The organism is Nitrospira sp. T9 (assembly GCF_052156535.1).
Taxonomy (GTDB): Bacteria; Nitrospirota; Nitrospiria; order Nitrospirales; family UBA8639; genus Nitrospira_E.
In genome coordinates, this window is sequence record NZ_JBQKUP010000041.1 from 353,637 (window position 1) to 374,748 (window position 21,112).

The following is a 21,112-nucleotide window of genomic DNA, read 5'->3' on the forward strand; positions in this document are numbered from 1 at the left end:
GTAGTGGGAGGCCCTAACCAACCCGGAGGTCCACCATGCCCACGTCGATTCAATATAGCATCGATAAAGCCGATCGCATTCGGTTTATCAATGAGGGGTGGTTACAGTTTGCCTGCCAAAATGCCGGAGGGCATCTGAATCGCGCGTATGTCATTGGAAAGTCCCTCTGGGATTTCATCGAAGGGGAGGAACTCCGTCAGATATACCGCCACATATTTAAAGCCGTGAGAAAGAAGCAACAAGCAGCGGTTTTCAAGTTTCGCTGCGATGCCCCCGTATGTCGCCGGTATTTTCAACTCATGGTGTCTCCTCTTCAAGAGGACGAACTGATGTTTTCGACTCACCCCATTCGTGTGATTCCACGAGACCCTGTTTTGTTCCTCGATCCCGATGTCCAGAGAGGGGAGCCCTTTTTGACGATCTGTAGTTGGTGTATGAAAGTCCATCTCCCGAACCAAGGATGGGTTGAGTTGGAGGAGGTGGTGAACTATCTTGGTCTTCTTGGCAGTAGGGTTGTGCCATCCCTGACGCATGGGATTTGTCAGAAATGTCAGGGCAATATCGAGAAAGAGTTGAAAATCCTGAAGTGACCAGGTAGAACAGGCCATAGCCCTGTTCTACCTGGTGATGGAAGCCGGGGTGCTCGAAAAAATCTGACATGGTGGTGTATAGTCGTTGAGCGTATTCGTGGACAAAAGGACGCAAATCTCTGTGACCGGTTGTTCGTTGGGAGATTTATTATTGGTCAATTGGAGGGTAGTATGGCCGTAACAAAGAAGTCGATCCGTCAAGCATCTAATAAACGCACTCCTTCTTCCAAGAAAAAGCAGTCACCCTCTCGTAAAAAAGGGCCAACCTCCTCCAAGAAAGGGACCGCCTCCTCCAGGAAAGGGCCAACCTCCTCCAAGAAAGCGACCGCCTCCAAAAAACCAACGCGGCCTCAGCGCGTCGGGGCTCCCCGTGCATCGGGAGGCATGGCCAAAACGATTGAGTCACTCACTGAGCGCCTCGATATCATGCTTCCCGAAGTGATGTTCCGGATTGCCGCGATTGAGCATCTCTTAGTGAAAAATCAACTGTGCCTGTATGAGGAACTCACCAATGCGCGACAATTTATTCAAGAACAGGAACGTACGTAATCGGAATGTCCAGGCCAGAGACCAGGCTCGAATGGGAAAGTGCGGTATGGACGATATTCACCCCTTGACGAAGAAGGGAAGATTATGAGCGGCGATTTCAAGGAAACCCTTGGGCATTATATGCAGCGCGATCTTGAAGGGGTGAGCGAAGACACCTCCGTGGTGAATGCGGCCAGTCTCATGGCGGCACGACGGATTGGCAGTCTCGTGGTCTATCCGGCAGGGCAGGAATCTCACCCTTCAAAAATTATCGGGCTTATTTCAGAGACCGATCTCCTTCGCCGGGTCATCGCCCAAGACCTGACCCCGGCAGGAACGACCGTGGGGCAGATTATGGCAAGCCCGTTACTCTCCATCTCCTCCGATCGCACGATGCTGGATGCCAGCCATTTCATGGAGAAGCATGGCATTCGCCATCTTTGTGTGACGGAAGGGGAAGCGATTGTCGGCCTGATCTCCGTTCGCGATCTGGTGAAACATTTTGTATATGCGGAGAAGGGGCCGATTCGGGATCTTGATGATGTGTATCGGCCTCTCAGTGTGCTGATGCGGCGGGATATTGAATCGATCGATCGGGAAGCGACCCTCATCACCGTAGCCAAAGGTATGACCGACAAGCGGATCGGCGCCCTCATGGTGACGCAGGCTGGTGAGGTGGTGGGAATTGTCACGGAGCGTGATCTGGTCCACAAAGGTATGGCTCAGAACCAGGATCTTGTTCGGACCAAAGTGGGTTCTGTGATGACGCAAACACTAATCGACATTGATATCAACCGAACAGTGCATGATGCCAGCGATCTCATGGCCGAAAGAAATATCCGGCATCTGCCGATTACGGAAAATCATGCGATTGTGGGTATTTTGTCTGTGAGGGATCTGATGCGAATGATTTCCGTCAGAGATCGCCCCAGATTTCTCAATCAGCAATCATAGGGCTCTTTACCCATGGCCGGATGGTATTGTTCAATTTAAGGAGCGCACCGATGGGGGCAACCAAAGCCTATGCCGCATTGCAAGCCGGGGCCTTACTCGAACCGTTTAGCTTTGACCGGCGACCGGTCGGATCGAATGACGTCCTGATCAAAATCGGTTATTGCGGAGTCTGCCACTCCGACATTCATCAGGCGCGAGACGAATGGGGTGGATCCATCTTTCCTCTGGTCCCGGGGCATGAGGTGGTCGGGACGGTGACCAGGGTGGGGGCAGGTGTGACGAAGGTTAGGGAAGGAGAAACGGTCGGGGTCGGATGTTTTGTCGATTCATGTCGCACCTGTTCCTCATGTACCCGAGGCGTAGAGCAATATTGTGAAGCGGGCATGATCTTGACCTATAACGGTCTCGACAAAGATGGCCGGCCGACTTATGGTGGTTACTCCAGCGAAATCGTGGTACATGAATCGTATGTGCTCAAGATTCCTCATTCTCTTCCGCTGGCAGGTGTCGCCCCGCTGTTGTGTGCCGGAATTACCACGTATTCTCCTTTGCGACAGTGGGGTGTGGGGAAAGGCCATAAACTTGGTGTGGTCGGGCTCGGCGGGCTTGGTCACATGGCCGTCAAATTTGGTAAGGCCTTTGGGGCGGAGGTCACCGTCTTGAGCCGCACGGACATGAAGCGGGCGGATGCGGAACGTCTTGGAGCGACGGGGTTTGCAGCGACTTCGCAGGAAGGAACCTTTACGCGGTTGGCCCGTCAGTTTGATTTCGTGATTGATACGGTCTCTGGTACCCATGATTTCAATGCCTTTCTGGGGTTGCTTAAAACTGATGGAACGTACATTCTGGTCGGTGCGCCGAGCGAACCGCTCTCCGTTGAGGCGTTTGCGCTTATTATGCGTCGTCGTCGTCTGGTGGGTTCCCTGATTGGCGGAATTCGTGAGACGCAGGAAATGCTGAATTTTTGCGGGGAGCATGGGATCACTTCCGATGTGGAGGTCATTCCCATTCAACAGATTAACGAAGCCTATGAGCGGGTCCTACGGGGGGACGTCCGTTTTCGTTTTGTCATCGATATGGCATCGTTAAGAGACACCCCCTCATAACGAGAGCTTATGTGTATATGGCTGGCAACTTCGCGAAAGATATCTTTGGCTCGCCAGCCCGGCTGCGGTAAGAGGAGGAGATGTCAGTTCCCATTTTCCTTGTGAACAACTAATCTTTTTTCATAAAATTCCTCTTTCTCCAAAAAAGAGGGTTGCGGTTCCATTAATCTCTGGTACTCTTGCTCAAAAGGGAGATTGCCATGATGGGAATAGTGGTGCATCTCGTTATCCTTCTGGTGCTTATTTTTCCGACGGACAGTGTGGCCCGCCGCGCCTCTTTCACTCCCGAACAAAAAGCACAACTCTCCCGTATTCAAACTATCCGGGTTTCCGCCCTGGCGCTGACCGAAAAGGGTTTTACCTCTCCCGAGCTTATTCTCCAGGTGGTTCAGCGGCGATTCGAAGAGCTGGGATTTCAGGTGGTCACGGATGCCACTCAACCCCATGATGTGGAATTTCACATCATCTGCGAAGAGCGTAAACACCAACAAACCGTCGCACGCTTCGGCGGCGATAATGAGTTAACCAATACGCCCGACCGGCTCTGGCATGGCCCGGCCTGCCAATTATCCTATCTCCTGGAGGGGAGGGACCTGAGTTGGCACAAAGAAGTACACCCCTCAATGGAGCAGGATTCTCATATTCTGCGGGAGGCGCAGGACGTAGACTCCGGAGTGGCTGTTTTTGAGCAACTCACCCGGGAACTTGAACGGTTTGATTTTCCGGTTATGCTCCTCAGTGAATGGGGGCAAACCCATCGACTGGTGTCCGTGTTGACCAATCCCGAGACGTCCCAAACCCGTCAATTGATTATTCTTGATTTGCTCCGACAGTTCCCGGATCCCGAAGCCCTTCCGTATCTCCTGAAAGAAGTTGAACGGGGGCAGGCTCCGGAGCAGGCGATTGCGGCTATTTCCGGTCTTGGACTCGAGGTCGTTCCGTACCTGCAAGGCCTGTTCGATAGTCAGGACAGAGCGGTCTCGATTCGAGCCGCGGCAGCCAAGGGATTGGGACGGATTTTGCGAGCCGAAGGGGATCTAGAGGTGATGACGATTCTGCTGACGTATCTGTCCAACGCGACGTCGAAAATTCAGTCTTCTTCTGATATTGAATTTCCTGTCCTCACTGAAGTTGTGTGGGGTGTTGGGTCCATTCACCATAGACCAACGGTCGCACTCATTAACAACCTCCAAGACCGACTGTGGCTAATTTACGATAACTCACCGGAGATGAAAAAACTACGGGATGTGGTCAGTGTCGTCCACAAATATCAGGATTTCAATCAACTATGAAAAGTGGAAGTGAGTGGAACGACGTGACAGTCGGGATTGGCTGAAGAAAGAAGACACGCTGAGAGACTGTTGCATCATTCTCGAGTTCCACCAGTTTCATCCCTCACCATTTCCTTACGAAGCAATCCGGAGCACACCGAATCGCGTTCAAAAGCCCCTATTCCCACTTAGGTTGGGGGAAGAAGGGGCCCCGCCCATTGGCCTTTAATGCGCTGAACATCCACCAGATTATTAGGCGGACCAAGATCGGCCATGAGTTTGGTATCAATCCGGCCATGTGTCACATGCAACAGTTGTGGTTCACTGACGCCCGGCGCTTTAAACCAATACCATCCGGGACAGGCAGGTGTGGTGTGGTTCCAGGTTGGAACCACATGGCACAGGTCATGTTCCAGTTTCGCCTGAACCCGGTTTGCGTCATGCTGTCCCAATAATGATCGAATGCCTGCATACAGTGCTTCCGCATGGGCTTGCAAGGTCATTGGATTGAGAATCCTTTCGTTGTGAAATTTGTGAAGATCGCCACACACCATACGTCATTTTCTTCCGGCGATTCAACGTTCCTCATGAATCGCAACGGATCTGAAGTTCAGCCGGGAGAAAGGTTTTCTATTTCAATAATCTGTCTGGGCTTTTGTCCGGGAAATCAACGGGGCGGTATACTCCACGATTCAAAATTGGACCAGAGTGGTTCATTAACGGCTAATGGGAAACATCACAGAGGAGGCAACATGGATTGGGTGATGGTTATGGGATATGTCGCGGGAGCCTGCACGACCTCGTCGTTTCTTCCCCAGGCGATTCAAATTGTGAAAACGAAACATACCAAAGATCTTTCCCTGAGTATGTATTCGATCTTAACTTCGGGCTTAATGCTTTGGAGCGTCTATGGCTTAATCAATCATGATTGGCCGTTAGTCATCGCCAATATGGTGACCTTGTTTCTGGCTGGTTGGATTTTTATCCTCAAGCTCCGGTACGGGTAGAGTGCAGTTATGGGGAATATTGCCCTTGTTTCAGAAGGTCGGTTTTGTATGATGATAGGGGAAAATGAGGGGGTGAGAGCGGGTGGTAAGGAAGTGGGCAGGAAACATCGCATTAGTCTTTATGGGATGTGGAATTGCCTTTGTCCTCGTTGAAATCGGTCTTTCCCTTTTCGGAATTTCCTACCCCTCTTTCTTTATTGCTGACGATCTGACCGGCTATGCGCATAAACCGGGGGCTGAAGGTCTGTATTCTAATGAAGGTGAAGCCTACATTCGGATCAATAGTATGGGGCTGCGCGACCGTGAGCACACTTTGGAAAAGCCTCTTGGGACCTTCCGGATTGCGCTTTTGGGCGATTCCTACACGGAGGCGATGCAGGTCCCGACCGAGCAGATCTATGCGGCCAGGCTTGAACACGAGTTGTCAGATTGTCCCTCCCTCGCCGGGCGTCAGGTAGAAGCCATAAATTTCGGTGTGTCCGGCTTCAGTACAGCCCAGGAATTACTGGTGCTGCGTCATAACGCTTCTCTCTATGATCCGGATCTCGTCCTGCTGGCATTGTATACAGAGAACGATATTCGTGGGAACCTGAGAGCACTGTACGGGAAAAACAATATCCCCTATTTCATCATGAATGAGGGGCGCCTCGTCCTGGACAATTCCTTCCATCACACGACGGAGTTTCGGCTTCAACAATTTCCGCTGAGTGCCGAAGCCTTCGAAGTCTCCCGGGTCCTACAGGTGTTTCGCCACGCCAAATACAAACTCAAATCCTTTCTGGAGGAAATGGCTCAGCAACAGCAGATGAAGGATTGGGAAGATCCTGCTCTTCGCCTCGATCTACTGGTCTATCTCGACCAGCCGGACCCATCCTGGGAACATGCCTGGAAGATTACCGAACGATTGATCGTGCAAATGAAGCGAGAGGTCGATGAGGGGGGACGCCGGTTCCTTGTTGTGAGCCTTTCGAATCCCAACCAGGTTCATCCCGACGTGCAACATCGACAGGCATTGGTCCGTCAACTTGGCGTGCCGGATCTTTTGTATCCTGACCGGCGCATCCAGGCTTTGGCGAAACGGGAAAACATCGAGTTATTGAGCCTGGCAGAACCTCTCGCCACCTATGCTGAACAGCATGGTGTGTTCCTGCATGGATTTCAGAACAGTGAATTGGGGAAGGGCCACTGGAATGCCGCCGGTCATCGGCTTGCAGGGAAGCTGATGTCCGAGAGGATCTGCGTGATGGTGGAATCGACAGTTCCGGCGAAAGACATACAAGCCGAATGACACCCATTATTTCCACCCTCGGCGGGTCTGATGTGACGCACATTTTTGTGCATGATCCGGTCGCACTCGCAAAGAATATTCCCTTGGAGATGCGTCCTCCCAATTTCCGTGGCTACGACCAGTGCGCACTCGTCATGGCCAGGCCGCACGATGTGGTCTGTTTGACAGGTAGTAAGGTTGACCTGTCTTATATGAGATTTCTGCACGATTTGGGTGTCGGGCCGGAACTGGGAAATATCATTGAACTTGAACCAGGCCCTGTCTTTGGCGAATGCCTCGACAATAATCTCTTTTGCCCCTCTGTCGACTCCTTACACAGAATTTGTGAGCGGATCTCACCTCGAAATCACGTCGTTCTGAATCTGGATGCCGTGTCGCAGAAGGGGTATGTGATGGCACAAGCGTTGGAGAACATCCTTGGCAAGACAGTGAAGTTCATGGGCGGCAATCCTGAGGTGACGGAGGCGGCGAATCTCAAACACGTGGCGTATCGAAAGGCTCAGGAACTTGGTATTCCGGTTGCCCGGGGCGAAATCATTGAGTCGTCTGATGGCAAAGCCAAGAGCGTGACGATGCTTCGATCGGCAATTCGTCGTTACATTTCTGAGACCGGCCGGGTGATTATTCGATCCGCCGAAGGAAGGAGCGGGTCCGGTATCTTCCTTATCGAGGATCATACCGAAAGCGAGCGACAGGCAATGGAGCTCATCTCTCGAAGTTTCCTATCACCGGGCTATCTCGTGCAGGTATTGTATGAGGTCGCGTTCTCCCCTAATATTCTTGTCAATGTCCAGCCTGATGGGGGGGCGGTGACTGTGGTCGGAATATCCGATCAGCGCTTGAACCTTCATCTGGGACATATCGGAAATGTCTCCCCCTCCGGGGCACAGATGTTGAATGACATGGGTCGGGCTGCTGAAGCATTGGGAAGATGGCTGCAGGAGGATGGCTTCACAGGGTTGGCCGGTTTTGATTTTGTGGAACATGCGGATCTCCGGAACGGAAGAAGACGGTGGTTTTTTGCAGAGATTAACGCCAGGTCGAATGGTTCCGTCTATCCAACTTTTTTGATGGCGCATCTCAACGTGCGTCAAATGGACCGCGGTTTCCCGGTGATTGGGGCTTTTTTTTCGATGCTTCCAAGAATTCAGACCGGGTCTTTTCCAGAGTTTCGCCGTGCGGTTGACGCAGGGCTGTTCAATCCTCGCACTGGCCGCGGGATGATTCCCTATGGATTCTGCCAACGACAAATGTGCTGTAATATGGTATTCTTAGGACCCTCAAGACAGGAAGTGAATGCCATGCATGAGGAGTGGGTTGCGCAATTATCTGGGCGATGACCTCACGTGCCCCCCTGCCGGATGATCAATCAAGACCTTCCCTTCTCGTGTGCAATAGAACACTCTAAGCCCTGCTATGGTGGAATTATTCGTACGATGCTCAACATTTCATTTGACCGGTAACACGGCCGGTATTTTCCGTAAGAATTTTTTGGTTTGGATTAAACGGGAGGAATAATCCTTGGTTGCGAAGTAAATGCCGCCATCGGAGAATTTCCTTTTTCGTGTCTTGTTGAAAAGTATCGGTGTAGGCCCTTCAAGAAATTCTGAAGTTTCAGGTACGGGGTACCGAGGTAATGCATCCTTAAGTCACTCGGGTTGTTTTGTCAATCGTATTCTCACAACGGTGCAGTCCATTTCACCCTCTTCCAGTCGCTTCTACCTGTGATGAGTCCTTTCTCTCTAGAACTGTGACCTTAACGATATGATGCTGATCCACGGTCTTCATTTCCGCAACCTCAAAGGAGATGTTTTTGGAGGGGTAGTCGCGGCAGTTATCGCGGTCCCTTTAGCCTTGGCATTTGGCGTGGCTTCGGGTGCCGGTGCGGAAGCGGGTCTGTATGGTGCAATTTTTGTGGGATTCTTTGCGGCGTTGTTTGGTGGAACTCCTGCACAGGCTTCAGGGCCAACGGGCCCCATGACAGTGGTGTTTGCGGGTCTCCTGGTCGAAATGGCCGGCAACATGCAACTGGTGTATACGACCGTAATTTTAGGTGGAGTGGTCCTGATTGCAATGGGGATGTTAGGAATCGGACGGTATATCCGTCTTATGCCCTATCCCGTCATTTCCGGGTTTATGAGCGGCATTGGGGCCATCATTATTATTCTGCAAATCGGCCCCCTATTTGGGTATGCGGCTAAGCCAGGTGGGGTTATTCCCAATGTGATGGGTGTGGCGGAGTTTCTCACACAACCCGTACTGGATGCGGTCATATTGGCAGGCATCGCCTTGCTCATCACATATCTTACCCCCACATCTATCGGAGGAGTGGTTCCACCACCGTTATTGGCTCTTTTGCTCTGTACACCAATCGCGAATGGCTTTTTCCCTGATGCACCGGTGATTGGTTCAGTCCCCTCTGATTTTCCGCCATTGCATTTCCCTGCGTTTGAAATCGAGTTCTTGCCTCTCATGCTAGAAGGGGCCTGTGTCTTTGCCCTACTGGGCTCGATTGACAGTTTGCTCACCTCCTTGGTGTGCGACAACATGACCCGCACTCAGCACAATTCCAACCGTGAACTCATTGGCCAGGGAATCGGCAATATGGTCGCAGGTCTTTTTGGTGGCTTGCCTGGTGCCGGTGCGACGATGCGGTCTGTGGCAAATATTCGATCCGGCGGGCGAACCCCAATTTCCGGTGCCTTAATGGGTCTTGTGCTGCTAGCCACATTGTTGTGGTTGGGTCCGCTGGCGGAAAAAATTCCGCTCGCGGTTCTGGCAGGCATACTGCTGAAGGTCGGGGTGGATATTATTGATTGGCGATTCTTGCAACATATCTGGGATGCCCCGAAGACGGATGTGGGCATTATGATTGTGGTCTTTGTGATTACTGTGGCGGTGGATTTAATCGCGGCTGTCGCGGTGGGTGTCGTCCTGGCGAGTTTACTTTTTGTTAAGGAAATGTCTGATTTGCAATTGGCCAATATGAATGTCATCACAGAGGTGCATGATGAATCACCGCTGGCACCTGAAGAAGTTAGCGTCATGGAACGCAACGCCGGGAAAATTTTGCTGATTCATGTGGATGGTCCGATGAGTTTTGGGTCAGCCAAAAACATGGTGCGTCGTTTAGAGACCGTGCCGGGATTGCGAAAGTTCACCAGTTGTGTTTTGGATTTATCGGACGTTTCGGCAATCGATGGGACAGCCGCATTAGCTATCGATGATATGCTGCGTATCATTCGCGCCCACAAACAGCATTTATTTTTTGTGGGGATGCAACCTCACGTGATTCAAGCGTTAGAAGGGTTCCGGGTGCTATCACATATTCAACCGGGTCATCGCTATGCAGAACGATTGTATGCGTTAAAACATGCGGCGCAGGCTGCCGGCTCCACACATCCCGATGATCTCTCGCCCACTTGACATTGTCGGTATCCGACCCCCATGGCTAAATCGCCAGCAATTTGAGGGCCTACCTCGCCCCTTCTTTTCCTGATACACAGATGAGGAAATACGATGTGGTCCTGCCATCTGGAGCCCTGTTTGTTTTTTCTGAATCTAAGAGTGCGTAAAGTTGTGGTTGGCAAAAGTGGAAGAGATCGTTTGAGTGTTGACGAGGGGGTGTTTCCTTCCGCCTCGTCAACTCACGGGTCTTCGCCTATTGGGCAGGAATGCCCTATGTTATTTTTTTCCTTTTTTCTCGGCCCGCTTTTCCTTCATGGTTTTCGCTGGCTTTTTTTTGGTTTCTTTGCGTGCGTCCTGGCTCTTGCCCATGGGTGTGCTCCTTGTGTTGTTAATGGTGCGGCTTTTCTGTGGTGCCGTTTGGAGGCGAATGGTAGCGAACCTGTGGGAAAAAGTATAGATGGTGTGGTGGGGAAAGTCGGAACGTATAGATGAGTCAATGCGGTGAGAGAGGGTCTTGACGAAATCCTCTAGTGGATGGGCCAATGCACGGGGTAGCGCTGGAAACGTTGGTGGGCGGCATGATAAAAACTAAAAATAATTGGGAGGGGTGTCCGACCTAAATTTCGAAAGGAGCGCACAATGGCTGATCAATGGATGCTGCGTGGTGTCGAGTTCGCCAATTGCAACTGTAGCTATGGGTGTGGATGCCAGTTTAATGCCCCTTCGACGAACGGATTTTGCGAGGCAATGGGCTCGGGATATATTGAAGAGGGGTATTTTAATGACACGCGTTTGGATGGATTGAACTACGTCATGCTCTTGCAATGGCCGGGGGAAATTGCCCAAGGAAATGGAACTCAGCAGATTTTAATCGATGCGCGAGCGGATGCCTTGCAACGCGAAGCACTCCGAAAAATACTACATGGCGAGGCGACCGCCCCGGGAGCTACCCACTTTTTTGTATTCAATAGTACGATGTCTAACGTGTTGGAACCCCAGTTTGTTCCGATTGATCTCTCCATAGATGTGGAGGCAAGACAGGCCACGGTAAACGTGCCGGGCTTGGTGGAATCGAAGGGGACACCCATCTCCAATCCTCATACCGGGAAAGATCATCGCGCAAGAATTAATTTGCCGGAAGGATTTGAATATACCGTGGCCGAAGTGGGCAACGGGTCGACCAAGGCTCAAGCCGGAATTACATTGAACCTGTCTAATAGCTATGGGCAATTTAATATTCTTCACATGAATCAGGATGGCGTGATCAGAGCCTGATTGGTGAGCGATACATCCTTTTTTTGTGAACGACTTTTTTCTCGCCCATCATTTATTTTCTGCCATGTTAAATGTGCCGAGTGTTGACGACGCCGTGGTGAGTCCCGTGTTGTGGCACAGGACAGCCCCAATTCGGTAATCTTTACAGTCGAGCCTACGCGGACCCGGCCCTTCTGGTGAGGAAGGGAGGGAGCTATCAGGCCAAAGTGTCCGCTTCCCGGTTATTCGACCTGCCTGTCAGTTGCTGATTGTTCCAGGGGTTCTTATAGTCCATTTCCATGAACCCCTCTTCTCCTCCTTCTTTTCCTATGTTACCCAAGCGTGATCGAATCACGATTCTCTCAGCTCTGATTGGGATAATTTTTTTGTCCTGGCTGTATGTCTTGTATCTCTGGGCGAAGATGCCCATGATGAATGCTGATGCTCCCGGGGCGATCATGCAGTTACATCCATGGACGCCGGTGGATTTTGTGTTTGTGTACTTGATGTGGGCTGTCATGATGGTCGGGATGATGCTGCCCGGTGCCGTCCCGATGACGTTGTTGTATGCAGGCATGGTTCGCAAGGCCGAACGGCAGGGTTCACTCATGGCTCCGACGGGGGCATTCGTGGCCGGGTATTTGGCTCTATGGAGTGTCTTTAGTGTAGGCGCGACTGTCGTGCAGTGGGGATTGCATGCAGCGGCCATGCTCTCACCCATGATGGTGGCCACAAGTCATGTGGTCGGTTCCGGGCTTTTAATTGTCGCTGGTCTGTATCAACTCACCCCGTGGAAGACTACGTGCTTAGATCATTGTCGGGCACCCGCTCATTTTATTGCCGAGCATTGGCGACCGGGCACTTCCGGCGCGTTTCGATTGGGACTGCATCATGGTGCATTTTGTCTCGGCTGCTGCTGGGCCTTGATGGGGCTGTTGTTTGTGGGTGGAGTGATGAATGTGCTCTGGATCGCGGCGATTACCGTCTTTGTGCTTTTAGAAAAGATCTTGCCGGTCGGCGTCTGGAGCGGAGGATTGGGATGGGTGGCCGGGATCGGCCTCATTATGAGTGGGGTAGGCGTATTGGTTCTGGGGTAATGGGTTGTCAGTTTTGGGAATGTGCCCGTTTCACGACTGCTTCATTATTTTGTGGATGAATCGGGTGTCACGACGACCACGCCGTCTTCAGTGACAGGAAAGCGTTGATGATCGTGCTGGAGATCGTGCCCGATGACGGAATCGGGGGGAATGATGACGCCCTTATCGATGATGGCCCGGCGGATACGGGACCGGTCGCCGATTCTGACATTTTCCATGATGACGGAATCGTGGACTTCGGCATGATGCTCGATGTGGACGTTGGGTGAGAGCACACAATTTTGCACCAGGCTTCCGGAGATAATGCAGCCTCCTGAGACGATGGAATCCAGTGCCATGCCTCTGCGCCCTCCCTTGAACTCATCGGCAAAGACAAATTTTGCGGGCGGATATTGGCCTTGGTACGTTCGGATGGGCCAGGCCTCATCATAGAGGTTGAGGTGGGGATCAACCCCGACGAGATCCATGTTGGCTTCGTAGTAGGCGTCCAGGGTACCGATGTCCCGCCAGTACTTGACCTCTTTTTTGTTTTCATCTTCAAAATTATAGGCAAACACTTTTTTGTTGTTCTGAATCATGTTGGGAATAATATTTTTCCCGAAGTCATGGGCCGTGGGCATTTCGGAATCTTTTCGCAGTTCCTCATAGAGATGGTCTGTGCGAAAAAGATAGATGCCCATTGAAACAAACGCATGCGTTGGATTATCAGGTAGGTGAAACGGGTTTGCCGGCTTTTCTTCAAACCGGGTGACACGGTTTGAGGGATCGACCCCAAGGACTCCGAACTGTCGAGCTTTTTCGACCGGCCATTCAAGGGCACCCACGATGGCATCCGCCTCCGTTTCTTGCATGAACCTGAACATGTCGGCATAGTTCATTTTGTAGAGGTGATCTCCGGCCAACACCAATAAAAACTTCGGGCGTTCCTGTTCCAGCAGAAAGAGGTTTTGATGGACAGCATCGGCTGTGCCCCGGTACCACTCGGCGTTGATACGTTGTTGCGGTGGGATGGAAAAGATGAATTCGCCCAGCTCCGGGTTGAAAATTGACCAACCTCTTCGGATGTGGCGATCCAACGAGTGGGATTTATATTGGATAAGCACGGCAATTTTGCGAAGCCCCGAATTGAGGCAATTGCTCAAGGTCACGTCGATGATGCGGTATTTGCCTCCAAAGGGTACCGCAGGTTTGGCGCGGTGTTGGGTGAGCGGGAGGAGCCGTTCGCCACGGCCACCGGCAAGGATCATGGTATAGACATCAATCATGGGGGAGACCATGATATCAAATGACCGGGATGGAAGGAATGGGTTGAGTACGGTACGGGCTGTTGTTTGGGGCGCAAGCCCTGGGCTGTCAATAAATGTTGGTACTTGGAAAGGTCTTGTCTGATTTATGCTTGCTTCGCCTTGGCGTTGAGGAGTGCTGTGATGTCTGACTCAAGGTCTGAGGGTTTGGTTGCTGGGGCATAGCGTTCCTTGACCGCACCGGTTTGGTCCACCAGAAATTTCGTGAAGTTCCACTTGATGGCCTCTGATCCCAGTACTCCCGGTGCCTCGGCTTTGAGATGTTTGAAGAGGGGATGAGTATCGGGCCCATTCACGTCAACCTTGGCAAACATCGGAAAGGTCACTCCATAATTGGTTTGGCAGAACGTGAGGATTTCTTCGTTCTCCCCCGGGTCCTGGCTTCCAAACTGATTGCAGGGAAATCCGAGGATCTCCAGTCCTTGTGAATGATATTTTTTATAGAGATCTTCCAGCCCCTGAAACTGAGGGGTGAATCCGCATTTGGAGGCCGTATTGACGATCAGTAAGACTTTGCCCTTTTTGGGGGCGAGGGTTTCATCCTTTCCCTGAATGTTCCTGCAGGTGATGTCGTAAATGGTGCTCATGGGTTTTATGCCTTTACTGTGGTTGAGTGGATGAATGGTTGTGGTGTGACATGTGACTGGACATTCACCCTACAATGGTAACATTCGAATACCAGGTTGGGCACGTGAGGGAAGCAGGAAAATTTGACAGGATATGGATTGTACTGTAACCTAAGCATTGTTCTTGTCGATTCGGTCCGACGACGGGAACATTCAATTAATCTTCGGGCCCCGCGATCGTATCGCGACCAGATCCTGCTCGGAGCGGACTTCCCACCTGATTCTGCTTCACTCGGTTTTCTGAACCCGCTTACATACGATCCTTGTAACAAAAGGAATAGTTTTATGTCTTCAACTGCGTTGTCACAGTTTGGTGCGCTTGGTGTGTCTGCTACTTTGGTTGGGGTGTTGAATAAACTCGGTTTAACGGAACCGACCCCGATTCAAGTCCAGGCCATCCCTCCGGCTTTGGAAGGTCGGGATGTGCTGGGGTGTGCCCAGACCGGCACCGGAAAAACCGCGGCCTTTGTCATTCCTATCATTGAACGATTGGTAGATGGTCCTAAGGGCCACCCTCGCGCGATGATTTTAGCGCCAACCCGGGAGTTGGCATTTCAAATTCAAGAAACCGTTGATAAGTTCGGGCGTGTGCGCGGGATTTTTGCAACCACGTTGGTGGGTGGTGCTGATATGCATGCGCAAGTTCGTGGATTACGGCAACGTCCCGATATCATCGTGGCGACGCCGGGTCGCCTCCTCGACCATATGTGGCAGGGGACAGTTTCGTTTGCCAAGCTTCGGATGGTGGTCCTCGACGAAGCCGATCGGATGCTTGATATGGGGTTTGCGCCTCAGCTCAATCAAATCATTGAGGCATTACCGGAAACCCGGCAAACCTTACTCTTCTCGGCAACTATGCCGAATAATTTGGCTGATTTGGCTCGGATGTCTCTTAACGATCCGTTTAAAGCCCTGGTGGCGAAATCGGCCACACCGGCTGAAGGCGTCACTCATACGGTGCATCATACTGCCAATTCCGATAAAACCTCACTCCTGCTATCCATTTTAAAGGAGACAGAGGGGTCGGTCCTTGTCTTTACCCGGACCAAGCATCGGGCTGACCGGATCGGGGAAACCCTGGAAAAGGTCGGTTGTCGCGTGGCGGTGTTACATGCGGGACGACGGCTGCCCCAACGCCGTGCGGCGTTGGAAGGGTTTCGCCGGGGACGGTTTGAAATTTTAGTTGCGACCGATATTGCCGCCCGTGGGTTGGACGTGGACAATATTCAACATGTGATCAATTATGATTTGCCTCATGTGCCGGAAGATTATATCCATCGTATTGGTCGGACGGCGCGGAAGAATACCAAAGGTTGGGCCACGAGTTTTGTGACCGGTGAAGACAATCGTTCGTTACGAATGATTGAAAAATTGCTGGGAAAGGCGGTTCCCTGCGCCCCTGGAAGCCGTCCGCCTATGCCGGCTATTGCACCGGAGAGACGTGGGCCTCGGCCGAATTCCGCGGGTAGAGGATTTGGTACTCCTCGATCGGGGAGCCCTGGCAGGCATGATCGACCGGCTGTTCGTCGACCGCGTCCGTCTACCTTAGCTTCCTAACACCTCACACGCATGCTCTTTGTTTATTTCTGAAAGAGTCCTTGCGAGTTTTCCTGAAGCCCGGATCATTCTGGTCCGGGCTTCATTTTTTTAAGGGGCTCCGTCTCTCCACTTCCCTTGCCTTCTCATTTTCTTTCAAGTCGTGACTCCACGTCGTTCGTGGTCCTTTAATAGAGCTGTAGAAAGCCTGTGTTACAGGTTTCTCGTATGAAAAAGTCCAGCGCCTGTGCCTCGTACTGTGCCTTTGGTGGTTGGGGGGCCAGAAAAACGGGTTTGGTTTGGGAATCGCAATCCTTTAGGGCAAGTCATGGGTCTCGTGGGGGAATATCGTTTTCGTATCGTGGGTGTCATGAAGACCCAGGGGCAGGATTGTGGACTTGATCCTGATAAAGTCGCGTAAGTCATGGCATGAAGATGTTTTATCCCAACGAGTTGATGAAAATTAATGTGGGCTATGTGTCTCTTAGTGCAGGTGCTGGAAAGACTGATGGAAGAGAGTAGATGGTTCCTTCCCAACCGTCGTCGAGGAATGGAAGATTTTACTATGAATTTTGCAATAGAATTCGACGATGGGGACGTCTTTTTACTTTTAGAAGGAGGTGTTGACGATGCGTGTCCTATCTTGGATCACTCGACTGAGTGTCGGCCTGTTGTGTCTGGGACTCGTTGCGGCTTGCGCTTCTCATTCAACTGGAAATACCAATCCACACGTGGCGGAAGCCGCCGCGCATGCACAGGAAGCCGTCGATCATGGCGGCATGGGGCATGCCGATGCGGTCGTGACCCATGCGGAAGCCTCCCTTCAACATGCGCAGGCCGCGAAAAAGGACATGACGAATCCTCACCTTGATGCGGCCATGGCCGAATTAGGGGAGGCTATTACACATGGCCAAGCCGGGCATGCTGATGTGGCAACCGATCATGCCAAATCTGCGGTGATGCATTTAAAGGAAATTAATGGAATGACGCCCACCGCCGGAGGGTATAACAGCGGAGGGTATTATTGAAGTGGCTCTCTGTTTCATGTTTCTGCCAGAAGTGATGATAGGACGGGGATCCAAGGACCCCGCCAATTCCGGCGGGGCACTTGGATGCAATATTCTCCCAACGTTAGGGAGCCGTGGCAGTTTTGACGTCCAAAATTTTCACGTCAAAATAGAGCGTTTTCCCCGCTAAAGGGTGATTGAAGTCTAAGACGACCACCTGTTCTTTTACTTCCGTTACTGTCGGGTGTACGACACGGCCTTGTCCGTCCTTCCCTTGTAATTGCACCCCGACCTTCCGTGCATCAGGTGGAATTTGGTCAATGGGAACTTCCTGAATGGCCTGAGGGTCGACCTTACCATACCCCTCTTCAGGGGCAACGGTGACTTGTTTGCGTTCTCCCGCCTTCATTCCATCCAGGGCCGTTTCCAGGCCAGGAATAATTTGGTGAGATCCCTGAGTAAATGTCAGAGGTTCTCCTCCTACGTTGGAGTCGAGGACCTCTTTGTTTTCCAAGGTCAATGTGTACTCCATTGAAATGGACTTTCCTTCAGAAACGGTCATGGGTGAGCCTCCCTCTTGAGAATCTGCCTGCGCAGACGTGGTCATCGCTGAGGCCACCAGCAAGGAGCAACATACAACCCGGGCTAATACATGCAGTGCCATGAGACTGATCCTCCGCAAAAATTATGGCTGATATAACAGTTGGCTGGAAAAGAGGGCGGTTGAAAATGAGGGGGTAAATAACCGGACGCTTCCAGGCTGTTGTGAACGAATATTGTAATTTATCAGAAAAATAAATAGCTTGGCTATGAGATCAGGAAATATCCTGTTGCTGTATTCCACATGACGGCTGGACCTGTCACCAAAAAGCATTGAGGAAGAATATCATGAAGTAAAGAGAGCAGGAGGGTATAAGGGAGTGTGATTTGGGTTCTGTGACTATTGCTGAGCCGGCAACCCCGATATAATGCGTCCATCGGCGTTCAGCGCTAAGGTTTTTGATCATGAGAAGTCTGTGTAGTGGTCTTCAGATATCTCTCCTTGACTGGAGGAGGAAAGGCTTGCAATGGAACCCAACGAACGGATGGTGAAAGCGAAGCAACAGGTTGCTCAACATCGGCGGGAATTCTCCTGTCGAGAGGTGGATGAACCTCAGGATGAACGGGTTCCGCCCGGCCAACATGTGGTGAATAATTTTCCGGTCCTGGATTTGGGCTGTAAGCCGGAGATCGTGCTAGCGGAATGGGCCTTAAGTATTGATGGGTGCGTGGCCAATCCGCTGACATGGGATTGGGAAACCTTTGAACGGCAGCCTCAGGTGCAGATCACTGCTGACTTTCACTGTGTCACCTCCTGGACCATGTTGGATAATGAATGGAGAGGTGTGAGTTTTCAGCATCTCTTGGAATTGGTTCGTCCCTTGCCCGAGGCAAAGTTTGTGTTATTCGAAGCGTTTGATGAGTACACAACCAATGTCACTCTCAAGGTTTGCGACGATGAGGATGTGCTTCTGGCTACCCATTGGAATGGAAGGCCATTGACCAGAGACCACGGTGGACCCGTACGCGTCATTATTCCCAAACGCTACGGTTGGAAAGGGGCAAAATGGGTCAAAAAAATTACGTTTTCCGATCACGATCAAAAGGGATTTTGGGAAGTGCGCGGATATTCCAATACCGCACTTCCATGGGACAATGACCGGTATGGGTGATCGAAGGAGGAACCCCCTCCGTTTTTAACGAACAGAAATGAGAGGTTAACGGTACGCGGTGGCTCACGGGGGTCAGTCGTAAAAATAGGCTTTTGAGGGGTTCAATATGTCCTATGGATGTGGCATAATCCCGCTCGTTTCCTCAAGAAATCCTACAAGTTAAAAAGGAGAAACTCATGATGGGACGGGTCCCTGGCATTCAAAAAATTGTGCTCATGGCGGCTGGAAGTGTGATGCTTGTAGGATTAGGCTGTTCGGCGACTCAGGTTGCCCTGGAGAAAAAAGACCTGAAGGTCCAGACCAAGATGTCGCAATCTATTTTTTTGGATTTGGATAATCAAATAGAAAAAAGTGCATTTTTGGAAATCAAAAATACCTCAGACAAAGAAATTGATTTTGATACCCCGGTGCGAAAGGCCATTGAAAACAGGGGATACAAAATTGTGGATAATGCCAAGGAAGCCGCCTATATTTATCAGGTGAATGTGCTGTATGTGGGCGAAGCCGATCCTGCTGCCTTGAGAACCGCGGTCCATGCTGGCTATGGTTCCGCTTGGGGCGGAGGTGCCGTCGGAGGGGCTGTAGGCTATGGATTGGGTGGAACGGGTCGTTCCGCGGCTCTTGGTGCAGGCATTGGCGGTTTTTTGGTGGGGGCGACGGAATTGGTCACGGGCTCATTGACCAAAGATGTGACATTTGCTGTGATGACCGATTTGCAATTAACTGAGAAAACGAGCAAGGGGAAAAAGATTCATCAAGCCCGTGTGGCTTCGACCGCCGAACAGGTTAATTTAGAATGGGAAGAAACTAAGGATCCCCTGGTGCAAGGGTTGGCCAAATCGTTGGGTGGCCTCCTGTAGTCCAAAGCCCGTGTGCCGTAAGCCTCATCATCCAGGGGGGAAGGTGGAGTTTCTACCTTCCCCAATTTTTTGGGAAAGATCAACTGTCAGATATTAAAACAGCGGAATAGGAATTTTGACAATCTCAACCCACGAAGTTGGCAAGCAATCGGTTGATCGAAAAGAATTTTTTTGCTTTCATTCAGAACCTAGACGTTGTCTCCTGTGTCATTCCGGATGCTTCAAGAGGAAATACCAACAATGAAACTCACCATTTTCTTCTGTTTGCTGGCTGGGGTTTTTCCCGCTCTGGTGTGGGCTGAAGAATCAACTACTTCCCATGTCCACCTTTTTCAAACCACGTATCCCGATGGTTCCTCGGAAGAGGGATCCGTCAATGTTGCCATACCGAAAGATTGGATGCGCCTTAATGTTGCTCCGGACAAGTTAGAGGACAAACGAATGTCTTCCACACCTAAAGACAGCCAAAATGATATGCAGATATTTCTGGATCGCCAGGAGATGATGTACGTCAGGCATCAGGCCAAAACTTATACTATCATCACCAAGCAACAGATGGAGGCTTTGAAACAATCCAGCCAGAAGATGATGCAGAAATTGGGAGTTAAGCCGGGTTCCACCCAAGATCAGGGAATGAACAATGTCTTGGGGGATGTCATGAATTCCATCCGGGATCAACAACGGATTAGCCTAGAAAAGGCAATGGAAAATAAAGAGCTTTCTCCTGAAGAACGCTCTCGATTGGAACAAGCATTGAAAACGCAAACTTCCGGGGGTTCTCCGGGGATCTCCCTGAAAGTCACGAAAACGGGAGAAACCGGTCGACAAGGGGGCATCCCTTGTGAATGGTATACGTTAGAGGTGTTTGATGTTCGGCACATTTGTGCCGCGGCATGGGACGACATTCCAGGCGGCGAGCGGAGCAAGGAGCTCTATCATGCCTGGATGGATTACATGGAGGAATGGGCGAAGGGACTTCCCTTTGGGAATGGGTTGCATGAACAACACAAAAAAATTGAAGGGTTCCCCATCATTACCATTACGAAGAGCCAGGATGGAAGCACGCTCTTCAGTGAACAGCGATATCTAGGAACAAAAAAAATGACGGTGGCGTTTGGCCCACCGGACGGTTATGTTCTTGAGTCCGCCATGTCCGGGGCATCATTTAGTGGTTCTCCTGAGAGGATTCAAAAATCTTCTGGAAAAGCCGAAAACGTCTGCCAAAAAGTGAATGGAGAAATTGTCTGTTCCGGCAATGCCGATCCGGTAAATTCAAGCGGCGTTTCTTCTGTGCCAGGGCAGAATTTAGAAAATCTTCCACCTGAAACCCAAAAAGCCCTGGAGATGTTTAAAGGATTGTTTGGTAATCAGTAACAAATCAACATCATCATTCGCCATATTGGCCAATTTTATTGCCCACCCCGACAGAGATTCTCGGCATTGTGTTGTCAGATTGGTTGCCCTGTTTCATGACGACAATTTTTTTATAATTTTCAAACGGGTCGGGTTTTCTGGATTCATCCGGAAGGGGATGTTTTGTATGTTTGGATATTGACCTCCGAAA

Annotated in this window: 21 protein-coding genes; 17 read left to right on the top strand and 4 right to left on the bottom strand. The window is 51.0% G+C overall.

The features are described 5' to 3' along the window. Window positions 1-35 precede the first annotated feature (35 nt). The 5 genes from ACTRXD_RS18405 to ACTRXD_RS18425 all read left to right on the top strand — a co-directional run bounded on the left by ACTRXD_RS18405 (window position 36) and on the right by ACTRXD_RS18425 (window position 4,470). On the top strand, window positions 36-590 hold the full coding sequence (locus tag ACTRXD_RS18405) for a hypothetical protein (RefSeq protein ID WP_442433242.1): 555 nt from the start codon (window positions 36-38) through the stop codon (window positions 588-590). Between the two features lie 384 nt (window positions 591-974). After that, window positions 975-1,139, top strand: a complete 165-nt coding sequence (locus ACTRXD_RS18410) for a hypothetical protein (RefSeq protein ID WP_442433243.1) — start codon at window positions 975-977, stop codon at window positions 1,137-1,139. A gap of 84 nt (window positions 1,140-1,223) precedes the next feature. Continuing rightward, a complete protein-coding gene (locus tag ACTRXD_RS18415) occupies window positions 1,224-2,072 on the top strand; it encodes a CBS domain-containing protein (RefSeq protein WP_442433244.1) in 849 nt (282 codons plus the stop codon). A gap of 50 nt (window positions 2,073-2,122) precedes the next feature. Then, window positions 2,123-3,178 carry an NAD(P)-dependent alcohol dehydrogenase gene (locus tag ACTRXD_RS18420; protein ID WP_442433245.1) on the top strand — a complete coding sequence of 352 codons (1,056 nt, stop codon included), beginning with the start codon at window positions 2,123-2,125 and terminating at the stop codon, window positions 3,176-3,178. A 200-nt stretch (window positions 3,179-3,378) separates the two neighbouring features. Then, window positions 3,379-4,470 carry a HEAT repeat domain-containing protein gene (locus ACTRXD_RS18425; RefSeq protein ID WP_442433246.1) on the top strand — a complete coding sequence of 364 codons (1,092 nt, stop codon included), beginning with the start codon at window positions 3,379-3,381 and terminating at the stop codon, window positions 4,468-4,470. Between the two features lie 167 nt (window positions 4,471-4,637). Here the strand turns inward: ACTRXD_RS18425 and ACTRXD_RS18430 are convergent, their stop codons facing one another. Then, on the bottom strand, window positions 4,638-4,952 hold the full coding sequence (locus ACTRXD_RS18430) for a hypothetical protein (RefSeq protein WP_442433247.1): 315 nt from the start codon (window positions 4,950-4,952) through the stop codon (window positions 4,638-4,640). A 249-nt stretch (window positions 4,953-5,201) separates the two neighbouring features. Here ACTRXD_RS18430 and ACTRXD_RS18435 point away from each other — a divergent pair, with 249 nt between their 5' ends. The 6 genes from ACTRXD_RS18435 to ACTRXD_RS18460 all read left to right on the top strand — a co-directional run bounded on the left by ACTRXD_RS18435 (window position 5,202) and on the right by ACTRXD_RS18460 (window position 12,503). Further along, window positions 5,202-5,456 (top strand): SemiSWEET transporter, encoded by a 255-nt coding sequence (locus tag ACTRXD_RS18435; RefSeq protein ID WP_442433248.1) that lies wholly within the window; start codon window positions 5,202-5,204, stop codon window positions 5,454-5,456. An 82-nt stretch (window positions 5,457-5,538) separates the two neighbouring features. After that, window positions 5,539-6,744 (top strand): SGNH/GDSL hydrolase family protein, encoded by a 1,206-nt coding sequence (locus ACTRXD_RS18440; RefSeq protein ID WP_442433249.1) that lies wholly within the window; start codon window positions 5,539-5,541, stop codon window positions 6,742-6,744. After that, window positions 6,741-8,084, top strand: a complete 1,344-nt coding sequence (locus tag ACTRXD_RS18445) for a hypothetical protein (RefSeq protein ID WP_442433250.1) — start codon at window positions 6,741-6,743, stop codon at window positions 8,082-8,084. Before ACTRXD_RS18440 ends, ACTRXD_RS18445 begins: the two co-directional genes overlap by 4 nt. A 424-nt stretch (window positions 8,085-8,508) precedes the next feature. Then, complete coding sequence (locus ACTRXD_RS18450) at window positions 8,509-10,170, top strand: SulP family inorganic anion transporter (RefSeq protein ID WP_442433251.1); 1,662 nt, start codon at window positions 8,509-8,511, stop codon at window positions 10,168-10,170. 621 nt (window positions 10,171-10,791) lie between these two features. Next, entirely contained in the window at window positions 10,792-11,427 is a 636-nt protein-coding gene (locus ACTRXD_RS18455) for a DUF1326 domain-containing protein (protein ID WP_442433252.1), read from the top strand. Window positions 11,428-11,834: 407 nt separating this feature from the next. Next, entirely contained in the window at window positions 11,835-12,503 is a 669-nt protein-coding gene (locus tag ACTRXD_RS18460) for a DUF2182 domain-containing protein (RefSeq protein ID WP_442433253.1), read from the top strand. A gap of 44 nt (window positions 12,504-12,547) precedes the next feature. On the opposite strand, the gene glgC is transcribed toward ACTRXD_RS18460, so the two are convergent. Both glgC and ACTRXD_RS18470 read right to left on the bottom strand, forming a co-directional pair. Next, on the bottom strand, window positions 12,548-13,768 hold the full coding sequence (gene glgC / locus ACTRXD_RS18465; protein WP_442433254.1) for a glucose-1-phosphate adenylyltransferase: 1,221 nt from the start codon (window positions 13,766-13,768) through the stop codon (window positions 12,548-12,550). A 125-nt stretch (window positions 13,769-13,893) separates the two neighbouring features. Further along, window positions 13,894-14,394, bottom strand: coding sequence for a glutathione peroxidase (locus tag ACTRXD_RS18470; RefSeq protein WP_442433255.1), 501 nt, complete (start codon window positions 14,392-14,394; stop codon window positions 13,894-13,896). Window positions 14,395-14,718: 324 nt separating this feature from the next. On the opposite strand from ACTRXD_RS18470, the gene ACTRXD_RS18475 reads away from it, so the two are divergent. From ACTRXD_RS18475 to smbP, 3 genes are all read left to right on the top strand, one after another. Then, complete coding sequence (locus ACTRXD_RS18475; protein ID WP_442433256.1) at window positions 14,719-15,990, top strand: DEAD/DEAH box helicase; 1,272 nt, start codon at window positions 14,719-14,721, stop codon at window positions 15,988-15,990. A gap of 226 nt (window positions 15,991-16,216) precedes the next feature. After that, window positions 16,217-16,390 (top strand): hypothetical protein, encoded by a 174-nt coding sequence (locus ACTRXD_RS18480; RefSeq protein ID WP_442433257.1) that lies wholly within the window; start codon window positions 16,217-16,219, stop codon window positions 16,388-16,390. A 208-nt stretch (window positions 16,391-16,598) separates the two neighbouring features. After that, window positions 16,599-16,997: a small metal-binding protein SmbP gene (gene smbP, locus ACTRXD_RS18485; RefSeq protein WP_442433258.1), complete on the top strand. Its 399-nt coding sequence runs from the start codon at window positions 16,599-16,601 to the stop codon at window positions 16,995-16,997. Between the two features lie 103 nt (window positions 16,998-17,100). On the opposite strand, the gene ACTRXD_RS18490 is transcribed toward smbP, so the two are convergent. Then, window positions 17,101-17,640 carry an FKBP-type peptidyl-prolyl cis-trans isomerase gene (locus ACTRXD_RS18490; RefSeq protein WP_442433259.1) on the bottom strand — a complete coding sequence of 180 codons (540 nt, stop codon included), beginning with the start codon at window positions 17,638-17,640 and terminating at the stop codon, window positions 17,101-17,103. Between the two features lie 403 nt (window positions 17,641-18,043). Between ACTRXD_RS18490 and ACTRXD_RS18495 the strand changes: the two genes are divergently transcribed. From ACTRXD_RS18495 to ACTRXD_RS18505, 3 genes are all read left to right on the top strand, one after another. Further along, window positions 18,044-18,688: a sulfite oxidase-like oxidoreductase gene (locus ACTRXD_RS18495; RefSeq protein ID WP_442433260.1), complete on the top strand. Its 645-nt coding sequence runs from the start codon at window positions 18,044-18,046 to the stop codon at window positions 18,686-18,688. Between the two features lie 176 nt (window positions 18,689-18,864). Continuing rightward, window positions 18,865-19,548 (top strand): complement resistance protein TraT, encoded by a 684-nt coding sequence (traT, locus tag ACTRXD_RS18500; RefSeq protein ID WP_442433261.1) that lies wholly within the window; start codon window positions 18,865-18,867, stop codon window positions 19,546-19,548. Window positions 19,549-19,788: 240 nt separating this feature from the next. Continuing rightward, window positions 19,789-20,922 carry a hypothetical protein gene (locus ACTRXD_RS18505; RefSeq protein ID WP_442433262.1) on the top strand — a complete coding sequence of 378 codons (1,134 nt, stop codon included), beginning with the start codon at window positions 19,789-19,791 and terminating at the stop codon, window positions 20,920-20,922. The last annotated feature ends 190 nt before the right edge of the window (window positions 20,923-21,112 follow it).

Bases quoted from the DNA above. Each gene is read 5' to 3' on its own strand.
- smbP (WP_442433258.1), top strand. From the start codon at position 16,599: ATGCGTGTCCTATCTTGGATCACTCGACTGAGTGTCGGCCTGTTGTGT.
- ACTRXD_RS18505 (WP_442433262.1), top strand. From the start codon at position 19,789: ATGAAACTCACCATTTTCTTCTGTTTGCTGGCTGGGGTTTTTCCCGCT.
- ACTRXD_RS18430 (WP_442433247.1), bottom strand. From the start codon at position 4,952: ATGACCTTGCAAGCCCATGCGGAAGCACTGTATGCAGGCATTCGATCA.
- ACTRXD_RS18410 (WP_442433243.1), top strand. From the start codon at position 975: ATGGCCAAAACGATTGAGTCACTCACTGAGCGCCTCGATATCATGCTT.
- ACTRXD_RS18435 (WP_442433248.1), top strand. From the start codon at position 5,202: ATGGATTGGGTGATGGTTATGGGATATGTCGCGGGAGCCTGCACGACC.
- ACTRXD_RS18460 (WP_442433253.1), top strand. From the start codon at position 11,835: ATGATGAATGCTGATGCTCCCGGGGCGATCATGCAGTTACATCCATGG.
- ACTRXD_RS18490 (WP_442433259.1), bottom strand. From the start codon at position 17,640: ATGGCACTGCATGTATTAGCCCGGGTTGTATGTTGCTCCTTGCTGGTG.
- ACTRXD_RS18420 (WP_442433245.1), top strand. From the start codon at position 2,123: ATGGGGGCAACCAAAGCCTATGCCGCATTGCAAGCCGGGGCCTTACTC.
- ACTRXD_RS18455 (WP_442433252.1), top strand. From the start codon at position 10,792: ATGGCTGATCAATGGATGCTGCGTGGTGTCGAGTTCGCCAATTGCAAC.
- ACTRXD_RS18470 (WP_442433255.1), bottom strand. From the start codon at position 14,394: ATGAGCACCATTTACGACATCACCTGCAGGAACATTCAGGGAAAGGAT.
- ACTRXD_RS18425 (WP_442433246.1), top strand. From the start codon at position 3,379: ATGATGGGAATAGTGGTGCATCTCGTTATCCTTCTGGTGCTTATTTTT.
- ACTRXD_RS18475 (WP_442433256.1), top strand. From the start codon at position 14,719: ATGTCTTCAACTGCGTTGTCACAGTTTGGTGCGCTTGGTGTGTCTGCT.
- ACTRXD_RS18415 (WP_442433244.1), top strand. From the start codon at position 1,224: ATGAGCGGCGATTTCAAGGAAACCCTTGGGCATTATATGCAGCGCGAT.
- ACTRXD_RS18445 (WP_442433250.1), top strand. From the start codon at position 6,741: ATGACACCCATTATTTCCACCCTCGGCGGGTCTGATGTGACGCACATT.
- glgC (WP_442433254.1), bottom strand. From the start codon at position 13,768: ATGATTGATGTCTATACCATGATCCTTGCCGGTGGCCGTGGCGAACGG.
- ACTRXD_RS18495 (WP_442433260.1), top strand. From the start codon at position 18,044: ATGGAACCCAACGAACGGATGGTGAAAGCGAAGCAACAGGTTGCTCAA.
- ACTRXD_RS18450 (WP_442433251.1), top strand. From the start codon at position 8,509: ATGATGCTGATCCACGGTCTTCATTTCCGCAACCTCAAAGGAGATGTT.
- traT (WP_442433261.1), top strand. From the start codon at position 18,865: ATGATGGGACGGGTCCCTGGCATTCAAAAAATTGTGCTCATGGCGGCT.
- ACTRXD_RS18405 (WP_442433242.1), top strand. From the start codon at position 36: ATGCCCACGTCGATTCAATATAGCATCGATAAAGCCGATCGCATTCGG.